The 17207-nt window shown below is 36.8% G+C and carries 17 protein-coding genes and 2 tRNA genes; 10 read left to right on the forward strand and 9 right to left on the reverse strand.

Annotated elements, in window-relative coordinates; translation table 11 throughout:
- The first annotated feature begins 120 nt into the window (after positions 1-120).
- Genes udk through AAX15_RS05840 form a run of 4 tightly spaced genes read left to right on the forward strand, consistent with a single transcriptional unit; the run spans position 121 to position 3733 of the window.
- A complete protein-coding gene (gene udk / locus AAX15_RS05825; protein ID WP_046939516.1) occupies positions 121-759 on the forward strand; it encodes a uridine kinase in 639 nt (212 codons plus the stop codon).
- A gap of 8 nt (positions 760-767) precedes the next feature.
- A complete protein-coding gene (dcd, locus tag AAX15_RS05830) occupies positions 768-1355 on the forward strand; it encodes a dCTP deaminase (RefSeq protein ID WP_046939517.1) in 588 nt (195 codons plus the stop codon).
- A gap of 3 nt (positions 1356-1358) precedes the next feature.
- Positions 1359-2543, forward strand: a complete 1185-nt coding sequence (locus AAX15_RS05835; RefSeq protein ID WP_046939518.1) for a hypothetical protein — start codon at positions 1359-1361, stop codon at positions 2541-2543.
- A complete protein-coding gene (locus tag AAX15_RS05840; protein ID WP_046939519.1) occupies positions 2543-3733 on the forward strand; it encodes a sugar transporter in 1191 nt (396 codons plus the stop codon). Before AAX15_RS05835 ends, AAX15_RS05840 begins: the two co-directional genes overlap by 1 nt.
- Before the next feature lie 79 nt (positions 3734-3812).
- On the opposite strand, the gene der is transcribed toward AAX15_RS05840, so the two are convergent.
- From der to dnaQ, 4 genes are all read right to left on the reverse strand, one after another.
- Positions 3813-5324 carry a ribosome biogenesis GTPase Der gene (gene der, locus AAX15_RS05845; RefSeq protein ID WP_005630139.1) on the reverse strand — a complete coding sequence of 504 codons (1512 nt, stop codon included), beginning with the start codon at positions 5322-5324 and terminating at the stop codon, positions 3813-3815.
- Positions 5325-5744: 420 nt separating this feature from the next.
- Positions 5745-5821 (reverse strand) — tRNA-Asp (locus AAX15_RS05850).
- A 23-nt stretch (positions 5822-5844) separates the two neighbouring features.
- Positions 5845-5921, reverse strand: a tRNA-Asp gene (locus AAX15_RS05855).
- An 87-nt stretch (positions 5922-6008) separates the two neighbouring features.
- Entirely contained in the window at positions 6009-6779 is a 771-nt protein-coding gene (dnaQ, locus tag AAX15_RS05860; RefSeq protein ID WP_046939520.1) for a DNA polymerase III subunit epsilon, read from the reverse strand.
- Between the two features lie 60 nt (positions 6780-6839).
- Between dnaQ and rnhA the strand changes: the two genes are divergently transcribed.
- Positions 6840-7304 (forward strand): ribonuclease HI, encoded by a 465-nt coding sequence (gene rnhA, locus AAX15_RS05865; RefSeq protein ID WP_046939521.1) that lies wholly within the window; start codon positions 6840-6842, stop codon positions 7302-7304.
- A 262-nt stretch (positions 7305-7566) separates the two neighbouring features.
- Positions 7567-8703 (forward strand): porin, encoded by a 1137-nt coding sequence (locus AAX15_RS05870; RefSeq protein WP_046939522.1) that lies wholly within the window; start codon positions 7567-7569, stop codon positions 8701-8703.
- A gap of 352 nt (positions 8704-9055) precedes the next feature.
- On the opposite strand, the gene AAX15_RS05875 is transcribed toward AAX15_RS05870, so the two are convergent.
- The 4 genes from AAX15_RS05875 to AAX15_RS05890 are packed head-to-tail and all read right to left on the reverse strand — an operon-like array spanning position 9056 to position 12517.
- On the reverse strand, positions 9056-9871 hold the full coding sequence (locus tag AAX15_RS05875; RefSeq protein WP_046939523.1) for a metal ABC transporter permease: 816 nt from the start codon (positions 9869-9871) through the stop codon (positions 9056-9058).
- Entirely contained in the window at positions 9864-10712 is an 849-nt protein-coding gene (locus AAX15_RS05880; RefSeq protein WP_046939524.1) for a metal ABC transporter permease, read from the reverse strand. The genes AAX15_RS05875 and AAX15_RS05880 overlap by 8 nt, the downstream gene beginning before the upstream one ends.
- Positions 10713-10715: 3 nt before the next feature.
- Positions 10716-11636 carry an ATP-binding cassette domain-containing protein gene (locus AAX15_RS05885; RefSeq protein ID WP_005634082.1) on the reverse strand — a complete coding sequence of 307 codons (921 nt, stop codon included), beginning with the start codon at positions 11634-11636 and terminating at the stop codon, positions 10716-10718.
- Positions 11636-12517, reverse strand: a complete 882-nt coding sequence (locus tag AAX15_RS05890) for a metal ABC transporter substrate-binding protein (RefSeq protein WP_005626941.1) — start codon at positions 12515-12517, stop codon at positions 11636-11638. The genes AAX15_RS05885 and AAX15_RS05890 overlap by 1 nt, the downstream gene beginning before the upstream one ends.
- Positions 12518-12875: 358 nt before the next feature.
- Here AAX15_RS05890 and AAX15_RS05895 point away from each other — a divergent pair, with 358 nt between their 5' ends.
- Positions 12876-13304 carry a hypothetical protein gene (locus AAX15_RS05895; protein ID WP_046939525.1) on the forward strand — a complete coding sequence of 143 codons (429 nt, stop codon included), beginning with the start codon at positions 12876-12878 and terminating at the stop codon, positions 13302-13304.
- Positions 13305-13415: 111 nt separating this feature from the next.
- Here AAX15_RS05895 and AAX15_RS05900 read toward each other — a convergent pair whose 3' ends face one another.
- Positions 13416-14294 carry a D-alanyl-D-alanine carboxypeptidase family protein gene (locus AAX15_RS05900; RefSeq protein WP_046939526.1) on the reverse strand — a complete coding sequence of 293 codons (879 nt, stop codon included), beginning with the start codon at positions 14292-14294 and terminating at the stop codon, positions 13416-13418.
- Positions 14295-14541: 247 nt separating this feature from the next.
- On the opposite strand from AAX15_RS05900, the gene rlmN reads away from it, so the two are divergent.
- The 3 genes from rlmN to AAX15_RS05915 all read left to right on the forward strand — a co-directional run.
- A complete protein-coding gene (gene rlmN, locus AAX15_RS05905) occupies positions 14542-15693 on the forward strand; it encodes a dual-specificity RNA methyltransferase RlmN (RefSeq protein ID WP_046939527.1) in 1152 nt (383 codons plus the stop codon).
- A 100-nt stretch (positions 15694-15793) separates the two neighbouring features.
- Complete coding sequence (gene pilW / locus AAX15_RS05910; protein ID WP_046939528.1) at positions 15794-16336, forward strand: type IV pilus biogenesis/stability protein PilW; 543 nt, start codon at positions 15794-15796, stop codon at positions 16334-16336.
- A gap of 70 nt (positions 16337-16406) precedes the next feature.
- A partial coding sequence (locus tag AAX15_RS05915; RefSeq protein ID WP_046939529.1) for a helix-turn-helix domain-containing protein occupies positions 16407-17207 on the forward strand: 801 nt, incomplete at its 3' end.

Consider the following 17207-nt stretch of genomic DNA (forward strand, 5'->3'; position numbering starts at 1 on the left):
AAGGCGAATAATACCGTGATGAAGTTCACACTTTTTAAAATTCAAGTGAAAAAATAAACGTGAAATTCACCGCACTTTTACTTATAATTGCCGAAATGTCCCTTACATCAAAACACAATTATGTCAGATTCTTGTATCATCATCGCCATCACTGGCGCATCCGCATCAGGCAAAAGTTCTATCGCTTCTACCGTTCACAAAGAACTCTGTAATGAATTAGGCTGCCAAGAAATTGGAATTATTGCCGAAGACAGTTACTACAAAGATCAAAGCCATTTAGAAATGAGCGAACGCATAAAAACAAATTATGACCATCCAAGCTCAATGGATCGCGATTTGCTCATTCAACATTTAAAAGATTTAAAATCAGGAAAAGCGGTTGATGTGCCTGTTTATAGCTATGTTGAGCATACTCGTACGGGTGAAACCACAGCATTCACACCAAAACGTATTGTGATTTTAGAAGGGATTTTACTGCTTACTGATGAACGCGTTCGTCAACTTGCTGATATTTCCGTATTCGTAGACACACCATTAGACATTTGTTTTATTCGTCGTTTACAACGCGATATGGAAGAACGCGGTCGTTCCCTACAATCGGTTATTGATCAATATCGTGCAACCGTGCGCCCAATGTTCTTACAATTTATTGAGCCCTCTAAACAATATGCGGATATTGTTATTCCTCGCGGCGGCAAAAACCGTATTGCGATCAATATGTTAAAAGCTCAAATCCTTCATTTATTGAATCAAAAATAGGAAATCTTATGCGTCTTTGCGATACTGATATTGAACGCTATCTCGATGATGGCATTATTTCTTTAACTCCTCGTCCAAATAATGACAAAATCAACGGCGCGACGATTGATGTTCGCTTGGGTAATTCTTTCCGCGTATTTCGTGAGCACTCGGCGCCTTTCATTGATTTAAGCGGCCCGAAAGAAGAAGTGTCCGCCCAGCTTGAATCTGTAATGAGTGATGAAATTATTGTGCCTGAAGGTGAAGCATTTTTCTTACATCCCGGTACTTTAGCGTTAGCAACCACACTTGAATCCGTGAAATTACCCGCTAATATTATCGGTTGGTTAGATGGTCGCTCTTCTTTAGCGCGTTTAGGCTTAATGGTACACGTCACGGCACACCGTATTGATCCAGGTTGGGAAGGAAAAATCGTATTGGAATTTTATAATTCAGGGAAATTACCATTAGCATTACGTCCAAATATGGTGATTGGTGCATTGAGCTTTGAAATATTAAGTGGCGAAGCGAAACGACCATACAGTAGCCGCAAAGATGCAAAATATAAAAATCAACAAAGTGCGGTTGCGAGTCGTATTGACGAAGACAAGGAATAATCGATGAAAAAGTTCGCGCTTAGCGTAGGTATCGTCGCTTTGGCGATCTTTTCTTTTTTGTATATCCAACTTTATCAAGCACAAAGTTCCATCGCTGCACAACTAGCGCAACAAAATATTGCGGTTCAATCAGTCAATCTATCTCTATTTCCACCCGCACTTTCTCTTAAAAATATAAAAACTACGCAATTTTCAGTTCAAAAACTTGAAGCTAAACTTAATTTTTTGCCTCTTTTTTATGGCAACGCAAAACTTCACTCACTTAATCTTCAACAAATCACTCTAAATCAAAACGCACAAAACAGCGCAAATATCTCAATGGATTTAGCGCCGTTTTCCTTAAATCAACTTTTATCCCAAAAAGTAATGTTGAATGATGAAAGCCATATTCGTATTGAATTTGATAAACCTATATATGGAAATAAAACATTAAATTTTACTTTCAACAAAGCGAATTTAGATTTTTCAAAATCAAAATCTGCTCTAATTCAATTTGTAGATGCAAGCTTAAATAACCAGCCTCTTGGTTATATAGAAAGCCACGCAGATTTTACTTCCCCACGCCAACAAATGGTGACTTATATAAAATCGCTGTGTGATAACGATTGTTTAGCCATATTGAAATACCAACAAATAGACAATCAAAGTGCGGTAAATTTTTCAAGCAAATATTTCCCAGTTAAACGCTTATTCGCACTATTAAATTTGCCAGAAGTGTTAAGTGGGCACGCAGACTTTAATATAGATTTAGCGTTTCTACATTCACAACCTATTCAAGGAAAGTTAAATATCCTCGCTCAAAATGGTGAAATTCTTGGTGTGAATTTATTGGATATGGTCAGTCAATATTTCCCTATCAATTACAACGATGAACTGTTACAAAACAAAGAATTAAACACTCACTTTGAACAATTTTACTTACAATTATTTCTCCAACAGAATCAACTTATTGCTGAAAAAATTGAATTAAAAACACCCGCACTTTTGGGGAAAGGAAAAGGCATCATTGATTTAAATCGAATGGAATGCAATATGGATATCAATTTACATTCTACTGATCAACGCTATCAAAATTTGACACTACCAATCAATTTTTTTGGTAACTGCAGTTCACCACAATATAAAATTAATTTTACGAAGAAATTCCGCCATCAATTAATTGATGCGATTAAAGAAAAGTTACGTTAATGTCGTTATATTTAAAAGCTGAAAAAATCCAATCATGGCGCGTGCTTATTATGGCTTGCGCAGGATTTATTTTTAATACTACAGAATTCGTGCCCGTTGCAATGTTAAGTGACATTGCACAAAGTTTTAATATGCAAACCGCCGATACCGGTTTAATGATGACAGTTTATGCTTGGACGGTGCTAATTATGTCTTTACCAGCCATGCTTGCCACAGGCAACATGGAACGTAAAAGTCTGCTTATTAAGCTGTTCATTATATTTATTGTTGGGCATATTTTATCGGTCATTGCATGGAATTTCTGGATATTACTTCTCGCTCGAATGTGTATTGCATTAGCACATTCGGTGTTTTGGTCAATTACCGCTTCACTTGTGATGCGAGTAGCACCTAAACACAAGAAAACTCAAGCATTAGGAATGCTCGCTATTGGCACCGCACTTGCCACCATCTTAGGCTTACCGATTGGACGAATTGTCGGACAGATCGTCGGTTGGCGGGTCACTTTTGGCATTATTGCAGTACTGGCATTATCCATCATGTTTTTAATTATTCGATTATTGCCAAATTTACCAAGTAAAAATGCTGGCTCTATTGCAAGTTTACCCTTGCTTGCTAAACGCCCATTATTACTTTGGCTTTATGTAACAACGGCAATCGTCATCTCAGCACACTTTACTGCTTATACTTATATCGAACCATTCATGATTGATGTAGGGCACTTAGATCCAAATTTTGCCACGGCTGTATTATTAGTTTTTGGTTTCTCAGGTATTGCTGCAAGCCTATTATTTAATAGATTCTACCGACTTGCACCGACAAAATTTATTATTGTTTCGATGAGCTTATTGATGTTCTCTCTATTGCTACTACTCTTCTCTACCGAAACAATAATAGCAATGTTCAGCCTTGTGTTTATTTGGGGGATTGGCATTTCTTGTATCGGACTATCCCTACAAATGCGCGTACTAAAACTTGCACCAGATGCAACAGATGTTGCCACGGCTATTTACTCGGGCATTTTCAATGCAGGAATTGGAGCTGGCGCATTATTTGGAAATCTTGCGACAACCTATTTAGGATTAAACGAAATTGGTTATACAGGCGCAGCATTAGGTTTAATCGGTTTCATCATTTTTATTACAACGCACTTAAAATATCGCCATACATTTCTTCTGCAAAACAAATAAAAAAATAACCGCACTTTAATGCTCTAACAAGAGTTCTAAAAGTGCGGTTAAATCTTTCTAAGTTTTATCTATCTCAAATTTAACGTTTCGCTTTCTTAATAAACTTCATCAAACGTTTACGCTTACGCAATTGGTTCGGAGTAAGTTTATTTTTACGCCCTGCAAATGGGTTCGAACCTTCTTGGAAAAGAAGACGAATCGGTGAACCAATAATTTTCAAACTCTTACGATAATAATTAGATAAATAACGTTTATAAGAATCGGGTAATTTATCCATTTGATTACCGTGAACCACAATAATCGGCGGATTGTAACCACCCGGATGGGCATATTTTAATTTAATTCGACGACCACCAATCATCGGTGGTTGGTGCTCATCGGTTGCCATTTGCAAAATACGAGTTAAAAGCGAGGTCGTCATTTTTTGAGTCGCACAAGCATAGGCCTCTTTAATCGAATCAAAAAGATTACCTACACCACTGCCGTGCAATGCGGAAATAAAATGTACGCGAGCAAAATCAATAAAATCTAAACGACGATCAAGCTCAGATTTAACGCGGTCTTTCACATCTTGATCTAAACCATCCCATTTATTCACGACGATCACTAGAGAACGACCTGCATTTAAAATAAAGCCGAGTAAAGATAAATCCTGATCAGAAATGTTTTCTCTCGCATCAATAGTCAGTAACACAACATTAGCATCTTGAATCGCTTGCAAGGTTTTAATCACAGAGAATTTTTCCACTGCCAAATGCACCTTACCGCGTTTACGCACACCAGCTGTATCAATCAACGTATATTGCTGCCCATCACGCTCCATTGGAATATAAATACTATCGCGTGTCGTGCCTGGCATATCGTAAACCACCACTCGATCTTCACCTAAAATACGATTGGTTAAGGTAGATTTACCCACATTTGGGCGGCCAACAATGGCAATCTTAATATTTTTATCTTGCTCTTCTTCTGATTCTTCTAACGCCTCATCAAGCAATGCCGTATCTTCTTCTGAATCAAAATCGAATTCTTGTTCCCATTCGTCTTGCTCTTCCTCAGAAGTGCGGTCATTTTCATCGGAATTTTCCATTTGCTCCGCAAACGGAGCAAGCACTTGTTCCATTAACTGAGTTACACCACGGCCTTGTGAGGCTGCGATTTGCTCAATTTCCCCTAACCCCAACTGATAAAATTCAGCACAATGAGAATCTGCGTCGATACCATCGGTTTTATTCGCCACCACAATCGTCGTTTTGTTTTGACGTTGACGTAAGTAATTAGCAATACCAATATCAGCTGCCGTTAAACCCGCTCTAGCATCCACAAGGAAAAGAACAATATCGGCTTCATCAATAGCAAGCAAAGATTGCTCCGCCATTTTTTCTTCTACGCCCTCTTCGGTTCCATCAATACCGCCAGTATCAATAACAATAAACTCATAACCAGCAATATGAGCATGGCCGTATTTTCTATCACGAGTTAAACCAGGAAAATCAGCGACTAACGCATCTCGTGTACGAGTAAGGCGATTAAATAATGTGGATTTTCCCACATTCGGGCGACCAACAAGGGCCACAACTGGAGTTGCCATAAAAAATCTCTTATTTTGTCAAAAATGGCGGCCATTATATCGGAAGTTAAAGGATTGGTAAAAAATGATTTCAATAAGGAAAAGAAAAAGCCACAGGATACAATCCTATGGCTTTCTAAACACTGTTTATTTATCTATAACCTAACGTTATAATAATCTCGCTTTCAAGGATTCAGCTTGAAAGCGAGTGTTGCGCTTTTTCGCAACGTCTGAAGAGGATAAAAAGATGATTAAAGTCATTATCCTTGTCGTACTACTATTATTTAGTGAGTTTACCGACTTACTAATAACACGACATACTAGGGAGTGACAGCTCCCTAGTTCTTCAAATCTTAAAAGTTTACTTTATTTTTGTCAAGGATGAAGCAAATTTCACATACAAAAAAAGCACCATTAGGTGCTATCTTTATTTATCTTAATTGGCGGAATGGACGGGACTCGAACCCGCGACCCCCTGCGTGACAGGCAGGTATTCTAACCAGCTGAACTACCACTCCGAGATAAGATATTAATTTTAAATTGGCGGAATGGACGGGACTCGAACCCGCGACCCCCTGCGTGACAGGCAGGTATTCTAACCAGCTGAACTACCACTCCGCTAAGTGGTGCGTATCATAATGACGAACATAAATCTCGTCAATCTTTTTTTATTAAATTTTACTTACCTGCTTAAATTCCAAACGATTAATGCACATTATCATTGCCAAAGCGTTTATCCCAAAGACAATTATTTCCACTTTTTTTATTAATCATCTTTAATAATTCTAAATGCGCTTGTAGCTCATCATCAGTAGGTTGAAGTAATTTTAAATTGTGCGCAAAATCTACCGCACTTTTTATTTCTTCCGCCGCTTTTTCTTTCACAACATGGATAACTTCAGACTCAACAGATTCTTCTTCATCGAATAAATTTGTTTGTCCCCCCGTCATCATCAAATAAACATCCGCCAAGATCTCGGCATCCAGTAACGCACCGTGCAAAGTACGTTTGCTATTATCAATACCTAAACGATCACAAAGTGCGTCCAAATTATTACGTTTTCCAGGGTACATTTGACGCGCCATTTGTAGTGTATCTGTCACCAAACAAATATCGTTAGTTTTCACATTGAGGTTGAGTTTACGAAATTCATAATCCATAAATCCAACGTCAAAGGGCGCATTGTGAATAAGCAATTCCGCACCATTAATATAATCCAAAAAATCTTGGGCAACTTCTTTGAATTCAGGTTTATCCGCTAACATTTCATCAGTAATACCATGAACTTTAATCGCATCAGGATCAACGGGGCGATCTGGCTTAATGTAAATATGGAAATTATTACCTGTGTAACGACGATTTATTAATTCAACTGCACCAATTTCAATAATGCAGTGTCCTTCATAATGCGCGCCAAGCTGATTCATACCTGTAGTTTCAGTATCTAATACAATTTGGCGATTGGGATTAATCATTTGTTCAACCTATCTCTTTCCATTAAAATACTTGTCATTCTACACAACAACCTTTTTGTTATGCAAAAACAGATTGAAATTTTTACTGATGGATCTTGCTTAGGTAATCCCGGTGCGGGCGGAATTGGCGCCATATTGCGTTATAAACAGCATGAAAAAATGCTCTCAAAAGGCTATTTTAAAACTACCAATAATCGAATGGAATTACGTGCTGTCATTGAAGCATTAAATGCATTAAAAGAACCTTGTTTGATCACGATTTATAGTGATAGCCAGTATATGAAAAATGGCATAACAAAATGGATCTTTAACTGGAAAAAAAATAATTGGAAAGCAAGTTCTGGAAAGCCTGTAAAAAACCAAGATTTATGGATAGCCTTAGATGAATCCATCCAACGTCATAAAATTAATTGGCAATGGGTGAAAGGTCATGCAGGACACAGAGAAAATGAAATTTGCGATGAATTAGCTAAAAAAGGAGCAGAAAACCCAACACAGGAAGATATTGGCTACATGGAAGAATAATATAGAAACCGACATATCATTCTATTCCCCAATACCTAAAAATATTTATAGACGATACTCAAGCCTCAGAAACAGAACAAAAAACAGACAAAAATATACAAAAAGTGTGATCTCGATCAGATTTCAAGAAAATTAAAATTTTGGAGAGTTGACATCAAAATGCGAATTTGCAATGATTCGCCATGTCTATTTAGGCGGTTGGACAATCTTATATAAAAAGAGTTCAATCATAGATAGTAAACAACCATAAGGAATACAAATTATGAAAAAAACACTTGCAGCATTAATCATCGGTGCATTCGCAGCTTCAGCAGCGAACGCAGCAGTAGTTTACGATAACGAAGGAACTAAAGTTGAAATTGGCGGTTCTATTCGTGTTCAGTTAGAAAAAACTAACAAAGGCGGCAATAAAGCAGATACTAAACGTACTCATTCTGGATTAAAAAATGCTGGTTCTCGTTTAGAAGTTAAAGTAAAACATAATTTAGATAGCGGCTATTACGCATTAGGTCAGTTACAAGTTCGATTTGATGGAAAACAAGGAAATGGCGCTAAGGGCGACGGTTTCGGCGCTTTAGGTACTAGACGTGCGTTCGTTGGATTAGGTCACAAAGAACGTGGTGAACTTACATTTGGTCGCCAATTAACCACAGCAGACTCTTTAAGCACAGCTAACGATTACACCTACGGTATTATTGATAAAGACGAATATATCCCAACAGAAGGTGATTCAGTTATTCGCTATGCTTACAAAGGTATTGAAGGTTTAGTTATCAGTGCAGATTACTTATTCGCAAATGAACGCGATGCAAATAATGAAGTGTTAAGCGGTAAACTTCAAAATGGTTTCCAAGTTGGTGCATCTTATGAAAAAGATGGAATTATCGCTAAATTAGGACTTGGACGTACAAATTATAAAACTGGCACAGAAACTATTACTAAAGTAGTTCCTGGCGCAGCAAATGCCCCAGCTACAACTAAAATCACTACTGAAGACTATACTACTCAACATAAAGATGCAGTTCTTGCAAGCCTTGGTTATGAATTTGATGGTCTTACTCTTTCTGTAGATGGTGGTTATGCTAAAACTAAATTCATTAACACACCTAAGAATGAAAAACGTTTCTTTGTATCTCCAGGTTTCCAATATCAAGTTACTGATTTAAGTAGTGTATATGGTAACTATAAATACGAACAAATTAAAAATGGCGATGATTATCCAAAAACCAAACAACACGGTTTCTTGTTAGGTGTTGACTATAAACTTCATAAACAAGTTGTAACCTATGTTGAAGGTAAATACCAAGTTACTAAAGGGTATGATGCACAAGGTAATTACGACCAAAATAGTAAAGTTAAAGACAAAGCTATTGGCGTAGGTATGCGTGTATTCTTCTAATTAAACAATTAGAAACTATGAAGGCGAATCGAAAGGTTCGCCTTTTTGTTTGTTCTAAAATCAAATAAAGCAATCTAAAGTTTTTTAAATATTTAAGGCCGATAGGAATTGCAAAGTATGCAACGTTATTTTATAGTTATTCATTTCGATTTTTCTCTACGTTAAATCCTCACATATATCTATTCAATAAGAGATACCACAAAATTCAGATAAATAAGATTTTGAGAATTATGAATGAAATAAGATAAAGAATGAGTTATGTAAAATAACACCTTGTGAAAGTTTAAAGAATATTTCATCAAACAAAAACGGCACAAACCATGAGCTTGTACCGTTTTTCAAAGAAAGGAAATTATCTTGTTCTAATCTTACTATAGGTTAATGCCACGACAAAAAACACAGCTTGTAACAGAATAATACAAGCCCCCGTCGAAGCATCAAAATGATAGCTCAATATTACGCCAATTAGGCTTGATGTAATGGAACTGACAATAGCAACCCATAACATTTTATCAAAAGATTTTGTGAGCGTAAGTGCGGTAATTCCTGGCGCAATTAACATTGCCACCACCAAAATAACGCCTACCACTTGCATCGTGCTTACAATGGTTAAAGCAAGCAACATTAATAAGCCATAATGTAAAATCTTTGGAGAAAGACCTGCAACACGAGCATGACTAGGGTCAAAACAATAAAGCAAAAAGTCTTTACGTTTAAAAACAATCATGCAAAAAATTATCGCAGAAATGACCGCACTTTGAATAAGCTCTTGATGACTTACGCCCAATACATTACCAAACAAAATATGCGTTAAATGCTGTTCTGTTTGAATTTTTGTGAACATAACAAGACCAATGGCAAACATTCCAGAAAATACAATGCCCATTGCGGTATCTTCTTTTATACGACTATTTTCTTTCAAATATCCCACTCCAAGCGAGCAAAAAATGCCTGAGAAAAATGCGCCAATCGCTAAAGGAATTCCTGCCAAATAAGCAAGCACAATACCAGGCAACACCGCATGGGAAATCGCATCGCCCATTAATGACCAACCTTTCAAGACTAAATAGCAAGAAAGCAACGCACAAATAATTGAAACAATAAATGCAGTCAACAAGGCATTTTGCATAAACTCAAATTGTAGCGGTTCTAAAAGCCAATCAAACATTTTCTACCGCCTTTTTATTACGAGTGAATAAGCCATATTTTGGTGAAAATAAGAAAGCTGCCAAGAATAATAATGTTTGCAATGTGACAATCACACCGCCTGTGGCACCATCTAAATAATAGCTAATATAAACACCAACAAAACTTGTCACCGCCCCTAAAATAATGGCGATGATTGACAAGGTTTTAAATTTATCTGTCAGTAAATATGCTGTCGCACCCGGGGTAATGACCATCGCAATCACTAAAATAGCGCCAACAGTTTGCAATGCAGCTACCACACAAGCACTTAATAGAGTAAAAAACAAAACTTTATAAAATAATGGCGAAAGCCCTACCGTTCTTGCCTGTGTTTCATCAAAAAAGATAAGTAATAAGTCTTTCCAGAATAATAAAAGCAATACTAAACAAACGCCAATGATAATTGCCACTTGGTAAATATCTTCGTCAGCAATACCTAAAATATTGCCTAAAATGATACTTTGCACATCTACTGCGGTTGGATTTAAAGAAATGATCAATAGTCCTAATGCAAAGAAAGTACTGAAAATAAAGCCGATAACGGCATCTTCTTTCAGTTTAGAAATGGATTTAATCCAAAGAATGGAAAGTGCGGCTAAAATTCCGGCAAAAAATGCACCAAGGGCATAAGGCAAAGAAAAGGCATAAGCAATCGCGACGCCAGGCACAACGGAATGAGAAAGCGCATCGCCAATCAAAGACCAGCCTTTAAGCATTAAATATGAAGACAAAAAAGCACAAATCCCACCAACTGCGGTACTCAAGATCATCGCCTTGAGCATATAATCATAGGAAAAAGGTTCGAGCAATAAATCTAACATCACCTATTCCTTCTTATTTTCGACCGCACTTTTATAAGGACAGTCTTCAAAATGGCAATCCTTTGTTGTTGGTGCAGGTGGATCTTGTTTAGTTTCACCATAGAATACAACGGCTTTTTCATCATCCGTCAAGACGGTAACAGCACGTTTATCTTCATCGTTATGTAAATCCTCACCCAACAATTTAATATGGCGTAATACCCCACCAAACACAATTTCCAAATTATGTTGGTTAAAGGTATCTTCCGTTTTCCCTGCTGCAATCACCGTACGATTAATCATCACTACTTGATCACAAAAATCAGGAACAGAACCTAAGTTATGAGTTGAGACAAGAATAAGATGACCTTCTTCTCGAAGCTGTTGAAGAAGATCAACAATGGCATTTTCAGTTTTCACATCAACGCCTGTGAAAGGTTCATCCAATAAAATAATTGGACTTTGTTGTGCTAAAGCGCGGGCTAAAAACACGCGTTTTTTCTGCCCGCCAGATAACTCACCAATTTGACGATGAGCGAGATGCTCAATGTTCACTCGCTGCATCGCCTCTTGAACTTTTTGTTTATCAATTGCTTTGGGGATACGAAGGAAATTCATATACCCATAACGTCCCATCATCACGACATCATACACTGACACAGGAAATTGCCAGTCTACCTCTTCAGATTGTGGAACATAAGCAACCAAATTACGTTTCAGTGCTTGGGAAATTGGCAAATCACAAAGCTTGATTTCACCTTGTTGTGGCTTCACAAGCCCCATTATGCTTTTAAATAATGTGGACTTTCCACTGCCATTCACACCCACTAATGCACAAATAGTTCCACTGTTTAATGAGAACGTCATATTGTGAATAGCTGTGTGGCCATTGTTGTAACGAACAGTTACATCATTAACCCAAATTGATGTCGAGAAAGAGTCCATTATTTTCCGAATCCTTTAACAATGGTTGATACAGTTACGTTAAGCAAATCAATATAAGTTGGCACTGGGCCTTTTTTCGCAGAAAGAGAGTCAACATACAATACGCCACCGTATTTTGCGCCACTTTCTTTCGCTACTTGTTGTGCTGGTTTTGGTGAAATTGTACTTTCACTAAACACAACAGGAATATTGTTTTTACGAACTAAATCAATCACTTTACGCACTTGTTGTGGTGTGCCTTGTTGTTCAGCATTAATTGGCCATAAGTAACCTTCTTTTAAATTATAATCTTTCGCCAAATAACTAAAAGCCCCTTCACTTGTCACAAGCCAGCGTTGAGCTTCTGGAATCTGTGCTAATTTTGCACGAAGTGGCTCATCAAGTTGTTTAATTTTTTGAGCATAGTCAGCGGCATTTTTTTCATACACTGCTGCATTTTGTGGATCGTATTTCACTAATGCATTTTTAATATTTTCAATATAAATTAATGCATTAGATGGAGACATCCACGCATGTGGGTTAGGCGCATCTTTATACGGACCTTCATAAATAGACAATGGTTGAATACCTTCAGTCACCACCACAGCTGGTTTGTCTTTAATATTTTGGAAGAAACGTTCAAACCAACGTTCCAAATTTAAGCCATTCCATAGAATTAAATCGGCAGACTGTGCTTTCACAATGTCTTTTGGAGTAGGTTCATATTCATGAATTTCAGCACCTGGTTTGGTGATAGATTCCACTGTAGCTGCATTGCCTGCCACATTTTGCGCGATATCTTGAATCACGGTAAAGGTGGTGACGACTTTGAATTTTGCATTAGCCTGCATTGCAAATAAACCAAGTGCAAGTGCGGTCATAATTTTTAATGAATTTCGCATAAGATGTCCTTATAAAAAAAGTATTAGATTGGATGCCTGAATAATCGCTCAACAGCTCAACAATTATTCATCACAGGTAATAGTACTATTTTTATTACGTTTTTCAAATGAAAATAATAATCAAACATTAAAATTATTTTGATTTTTAAAGCATAACAAAAAGTGAGATAGATTTTCCCTATGTTTTTAAGTGTTATATCATCGTGATAAGCTAAGTTTTCAAAAACTTTTATCCTTATTTATTGATTTAATTACTGATACAAAAGTACAAATATTTTTCTGTTATTATAGTGACTTTTTCAAAAATCAAGTATAGAATGCAGCAACCATTACAAATTCATCTTTTTGAGGATAATATATGAAAAAAGTATTTTGGTTAGTATTGGGCTCAGTAATAGCCTTAACTGCTTGTGATGATAAACCTAAAACATCTGAACAAACTAAAACTACAGTGGAAAAACCTACTCAAAAGGTGGCATCCATAAACTATAAACAGATTGCACTAGATAAATCTAAACAAGCAAGAGACGCCTCTACGGAAGCGAAAGATAAATCTTTAAAAGCTAAAGAAGCGGTGAAAGTTGCAATGCAAAAGCAAGAAGAAGCACAGGTTCTTTTAAAGCAAGGTGGGGAAGATGCGCAAAGACTAGCTAAACAAAAAATGGATGAGTCTAATGCAGCAGCAGATTTAGCTTTGAAATTATCGGAAGAATCAAAAGCAGCTTCTACACTTTCAGTTCAGCTTTCTAAAGAAGCTGAGGATGCAGCTGATAAGGCTAATCAATAGGCTCAAACTTTTGAGAAATATAGCAAGAGCTAATTCTTCTAGTAGCTATTGAAACTAAAAATGCGAGATGGTACAAGCTATCATCTCGCATTTTGTTGTGTATCATAAATACTACTTTGACAAATTCTTAATTAGCATATTAAAGCCCACTTCATCATAACCATCTTCATATTGATCTTCTCCTACTACATCACGAATTGTTCTTCCATTTAATGCCCTGCAGCCAAATTTCTCTAATTTGCTTTTTGTAAAACTAGAACGATATGTAGAGGATGCATTATTTAAACTAATTACGCCAATAGTTGCATTTTTACACGGGTGTTTATTGATGAAAACAAGGTTATAACCAGATTCTCGAATGTATCCTGTCTTATTTACTACAGCATCAAAAATTTCATCACGCACTAATTTATTTGTATTTTTCATTAATACGCTATGTCTTCCAGCTTGAATATTCGTAGCACTGATATTGGATAGTTGTCGAATTTCAGGTTTATTTAAAGAATGTTTAGCAAGTTTAACTAAATCCATAGGACTAGAGATATTGCTACTTGATAAACCAGAGCTATCATGAAAACGAGTAGAATACATGCCTAATTGGCGAGCTTTTTCATTCATTTTATTAATAAATTGTATTCTGCTCATTCCTGCAGCACGAGAAAGCGCATGGGCGGCATAGTTATCAGAATGCACAAGCATCGCCTTTAATAATTCTCTGCAAGCCATCGGAACATTCATCGGTAATTTGGTACTTGTACCTTTAATGTAATCACGATCGTCACTGGTTATCGCAATAGTGCAATTAGGATTTGTATTATTTTCTAGAAACACATTCGCCGTCATTAATTTCGTTACAGACGCAATGGGCTGAACGCTATCAGGCGCATGGCTTTCCAGCACTCGATTATGCGTAAAATCATACACAACATAAGACTGTGCCACCGCAAAAGAAGGACACAAAGAAAAAATAAATAAAGCTTTTTTAAACATTATTGGTCACCTTAGAAAATAGGCTTACATTTTACCGCACTTTTTACGCTGTAATTGGAAATATTTGCGATCTAGATCGCAAAAAAGTGCGGTGATATTTTCTATCGTTTTTCAATTCCGCTAGATTATGCGGTGACAAATCTGTACAATCGCCGTTCATTTTTTAATTGCGAATTTTTCGTTGTGAGTTTTTGATAAAAAACACCAGTACAACGCTATCGCCACAATGTGTAATAACGAGGCTAAAATGTCAGAATTATTGTCTGTGCAATCAAATGCACCAGCTAAAAAAATTAATCTAATGGATTTAACGCGCCAACAAATGCGCGAATTTTTTAAAGAACTCGGCGAAAAACCATTCCGAGCAGATCAGTTAGTTAAATGGATTTATCATTTTGGCGAAGATAACTTCGACAATATGACAAATATTAATAAAAAATTACGTGAAAAACTTAAGGCGGTTGCAGAAATTAAAGCCCCAGAAGTTGCCATTGAACAACGTTCAGCCGATGGCACAATAAAATGGGCAATGCAAGTGGGTGAACAACAAGTTGAAACTGTATATATTCCCGAAGCAGATCGCGCTACGCTTTGTGTATCTTCCCAAGTTGGCTGTGCCTTAGCTTGTACATTCTGTTCAACAGCACAACAAGGATTTAATCGCAATTTAACGGTTTCAGAAATTATCGGCCAAGTTTGGAGAGCCTCTAAAATTATAGGCAACTTTGGCGTCACAGGCATTAGACCAATTACAAATGTGGTAATGATGGGAATGGGCGAACCCTTATTAAATGTCGCTAATGTTGTTCCTGCAATGGAGATTATGTTAGATGATTTTGCCTACGGTTTATCAAAACGTCGTGTCACTTTATCAACTTCTGGCGTTGTGCCGGCACTAGATAATTTGAGCAAAATGATCGATGTGGCTTTGGCTATCTCATTACATGCCCCAAACGATGAATTACGTGATGAAATTGTGCCAATCAACAAAAAATATAATATCAAAATGTTGATTGACTCGGTAAATCGTTATTTGAGTGTATCAAATGCAAACCACGGCAAAGTCACGATTGAATATGTCATGCTCGATCATGTGAATGATGGTGTAGAACATGCTCATCAACTTGCCGAAGTATTAAAAAATACACCTTGTAAAATTAATTTAATTCCGTGGAATCCGTTCCCTGAAGCGCCTTATGCAAAAAGCTCAAATACGCGTATTGATCGCTTCCAAAAAACCTTGATGGAATATGGCTTTACCGTGATTATTCGTAAAACTCGTGGAGATGACATTGATGCAGCTTGCGGACAGCTAGCCGGAGATGTTATCGATCGTACTAAACGTACGGCAATGAAACGCCAATTTGGACAAAATATTGGGGTGACAGAAGTTAATTAATATTCTAGGCATGTGAATTAATCAAGTTCACATGCCATATGTTTTCATACAAATTAAAGCATATTAAATATATCTTCCTCCCCAGTTAAAAGGAGAAAAAATGCAAACAATAAGTAAACAACTCAGTGCGGTTATTTTCCCTTTCATTTTTTCTGCTTGCGTTTCTCAATCAACAATTCAAGATTTCAATCAACAATCTGCAGCTAAAGCTCGTGTAGAACTTGCCCTCGGTTACCTTCAACAAGGTAATCCTCAACTAGCCAAAATCAACTTAGATAAAGCACTTCAACACGATAAAGATTACTATCTCGTGCATTCAGCTCTTGCACATTATTATCAACTACAAGATGACGCAGAGAACGCACATCATGAATATGAAATAGCTTTAAAACTCAATAATCAACAGGGAGACTTGCATAATAATTTTGGTACATTTTTATGTCGTCAAAAACAATTTGAACAAGCTCAGCAGCAATTTCAACTCGCACTGAATTCAACTAATTATTATCATCAAGCAGATACATTTGAAAATATGGCTCTTTGTGCTTATTCCGCTCAAAAAATGGATATTTATCAACAAGCATTACAAAAATTGCGACAAACTGATAGTAAACGAGCAGAAAAATTTAATACCTTCAAATAAAGCATTGCCAAATCAAGCGTTGGACTTTAAAATTTAGCCCTTATTTATCGCATATTATTTGATTGAATTTATGAATCCAACAACTGAGCAAGAACTTTCACCAGGTGAGATTTTTCGCCAAGCACGTGAAAACTTGAATCTTTCTCTCGAAGACGTCGCCAAAGAAATTGCGCTACGTCCTTCCATATTACAACAACTTGAAAACAACGAATTTATTCAAAAATCTACCCCTGCAATCTTTATAAAAGGTTATGTGCGTAGCTATGCCAAGTTCTTACGCTTACCTGATTCTGTATGGGAAAATATTACATTTGCAGAAAATGATAAAAACGATCTGAGTAAAAATGCTCGTTCAACTCGTGAAGTCAATCAATATTCATCGCACTCTCGTTGGGTCGGACGTTTATCTATCATTGTACTTATTTTAGTCCTTGGCATGACGGGACTTTGGTGGTGGCAAAGTTACCAACAAAATAACCAAGAACGTGATGACTTAGTACAAAGCTATGTTGCCTCTACCGAAAATAATCAACCAGCCACAGCTCTTGTAACAACAGAAGAAAGTAATAAAACTGCACCAGAAACAACAGCAGCTGTCTCACAACCACTAGAAATGACAAATAATGTGTTACCAGAAATAGCACAAGAAAATACCGTTCCACAAACAAAACACGATGAAAAATCAGTTTCAGACACTCAAAGTGCGGTAGAAAATCCATCAATTTCTCCAGCAGCACCGACTGTAAAAAGAGACTTAATTATAGAAATTTTAAACAACACGAGCTGGCTCAGCGTAAAAGATAAAAATCGCCGAGTATTAGCACAAAAAGAGTACAAAAAAGGTGAAGTATTAACTTTTAATGGCGATGAG

The organism is Haemophilus haemolyticus (assembly GCF_001008275.1).
Lineage (GTDB): Bacteria > Pseudomonadota > Gammaproteobacteria > Enterobacterales > Pasteurellaceae > Haemophilus > Haemophilus haemolyticus_P.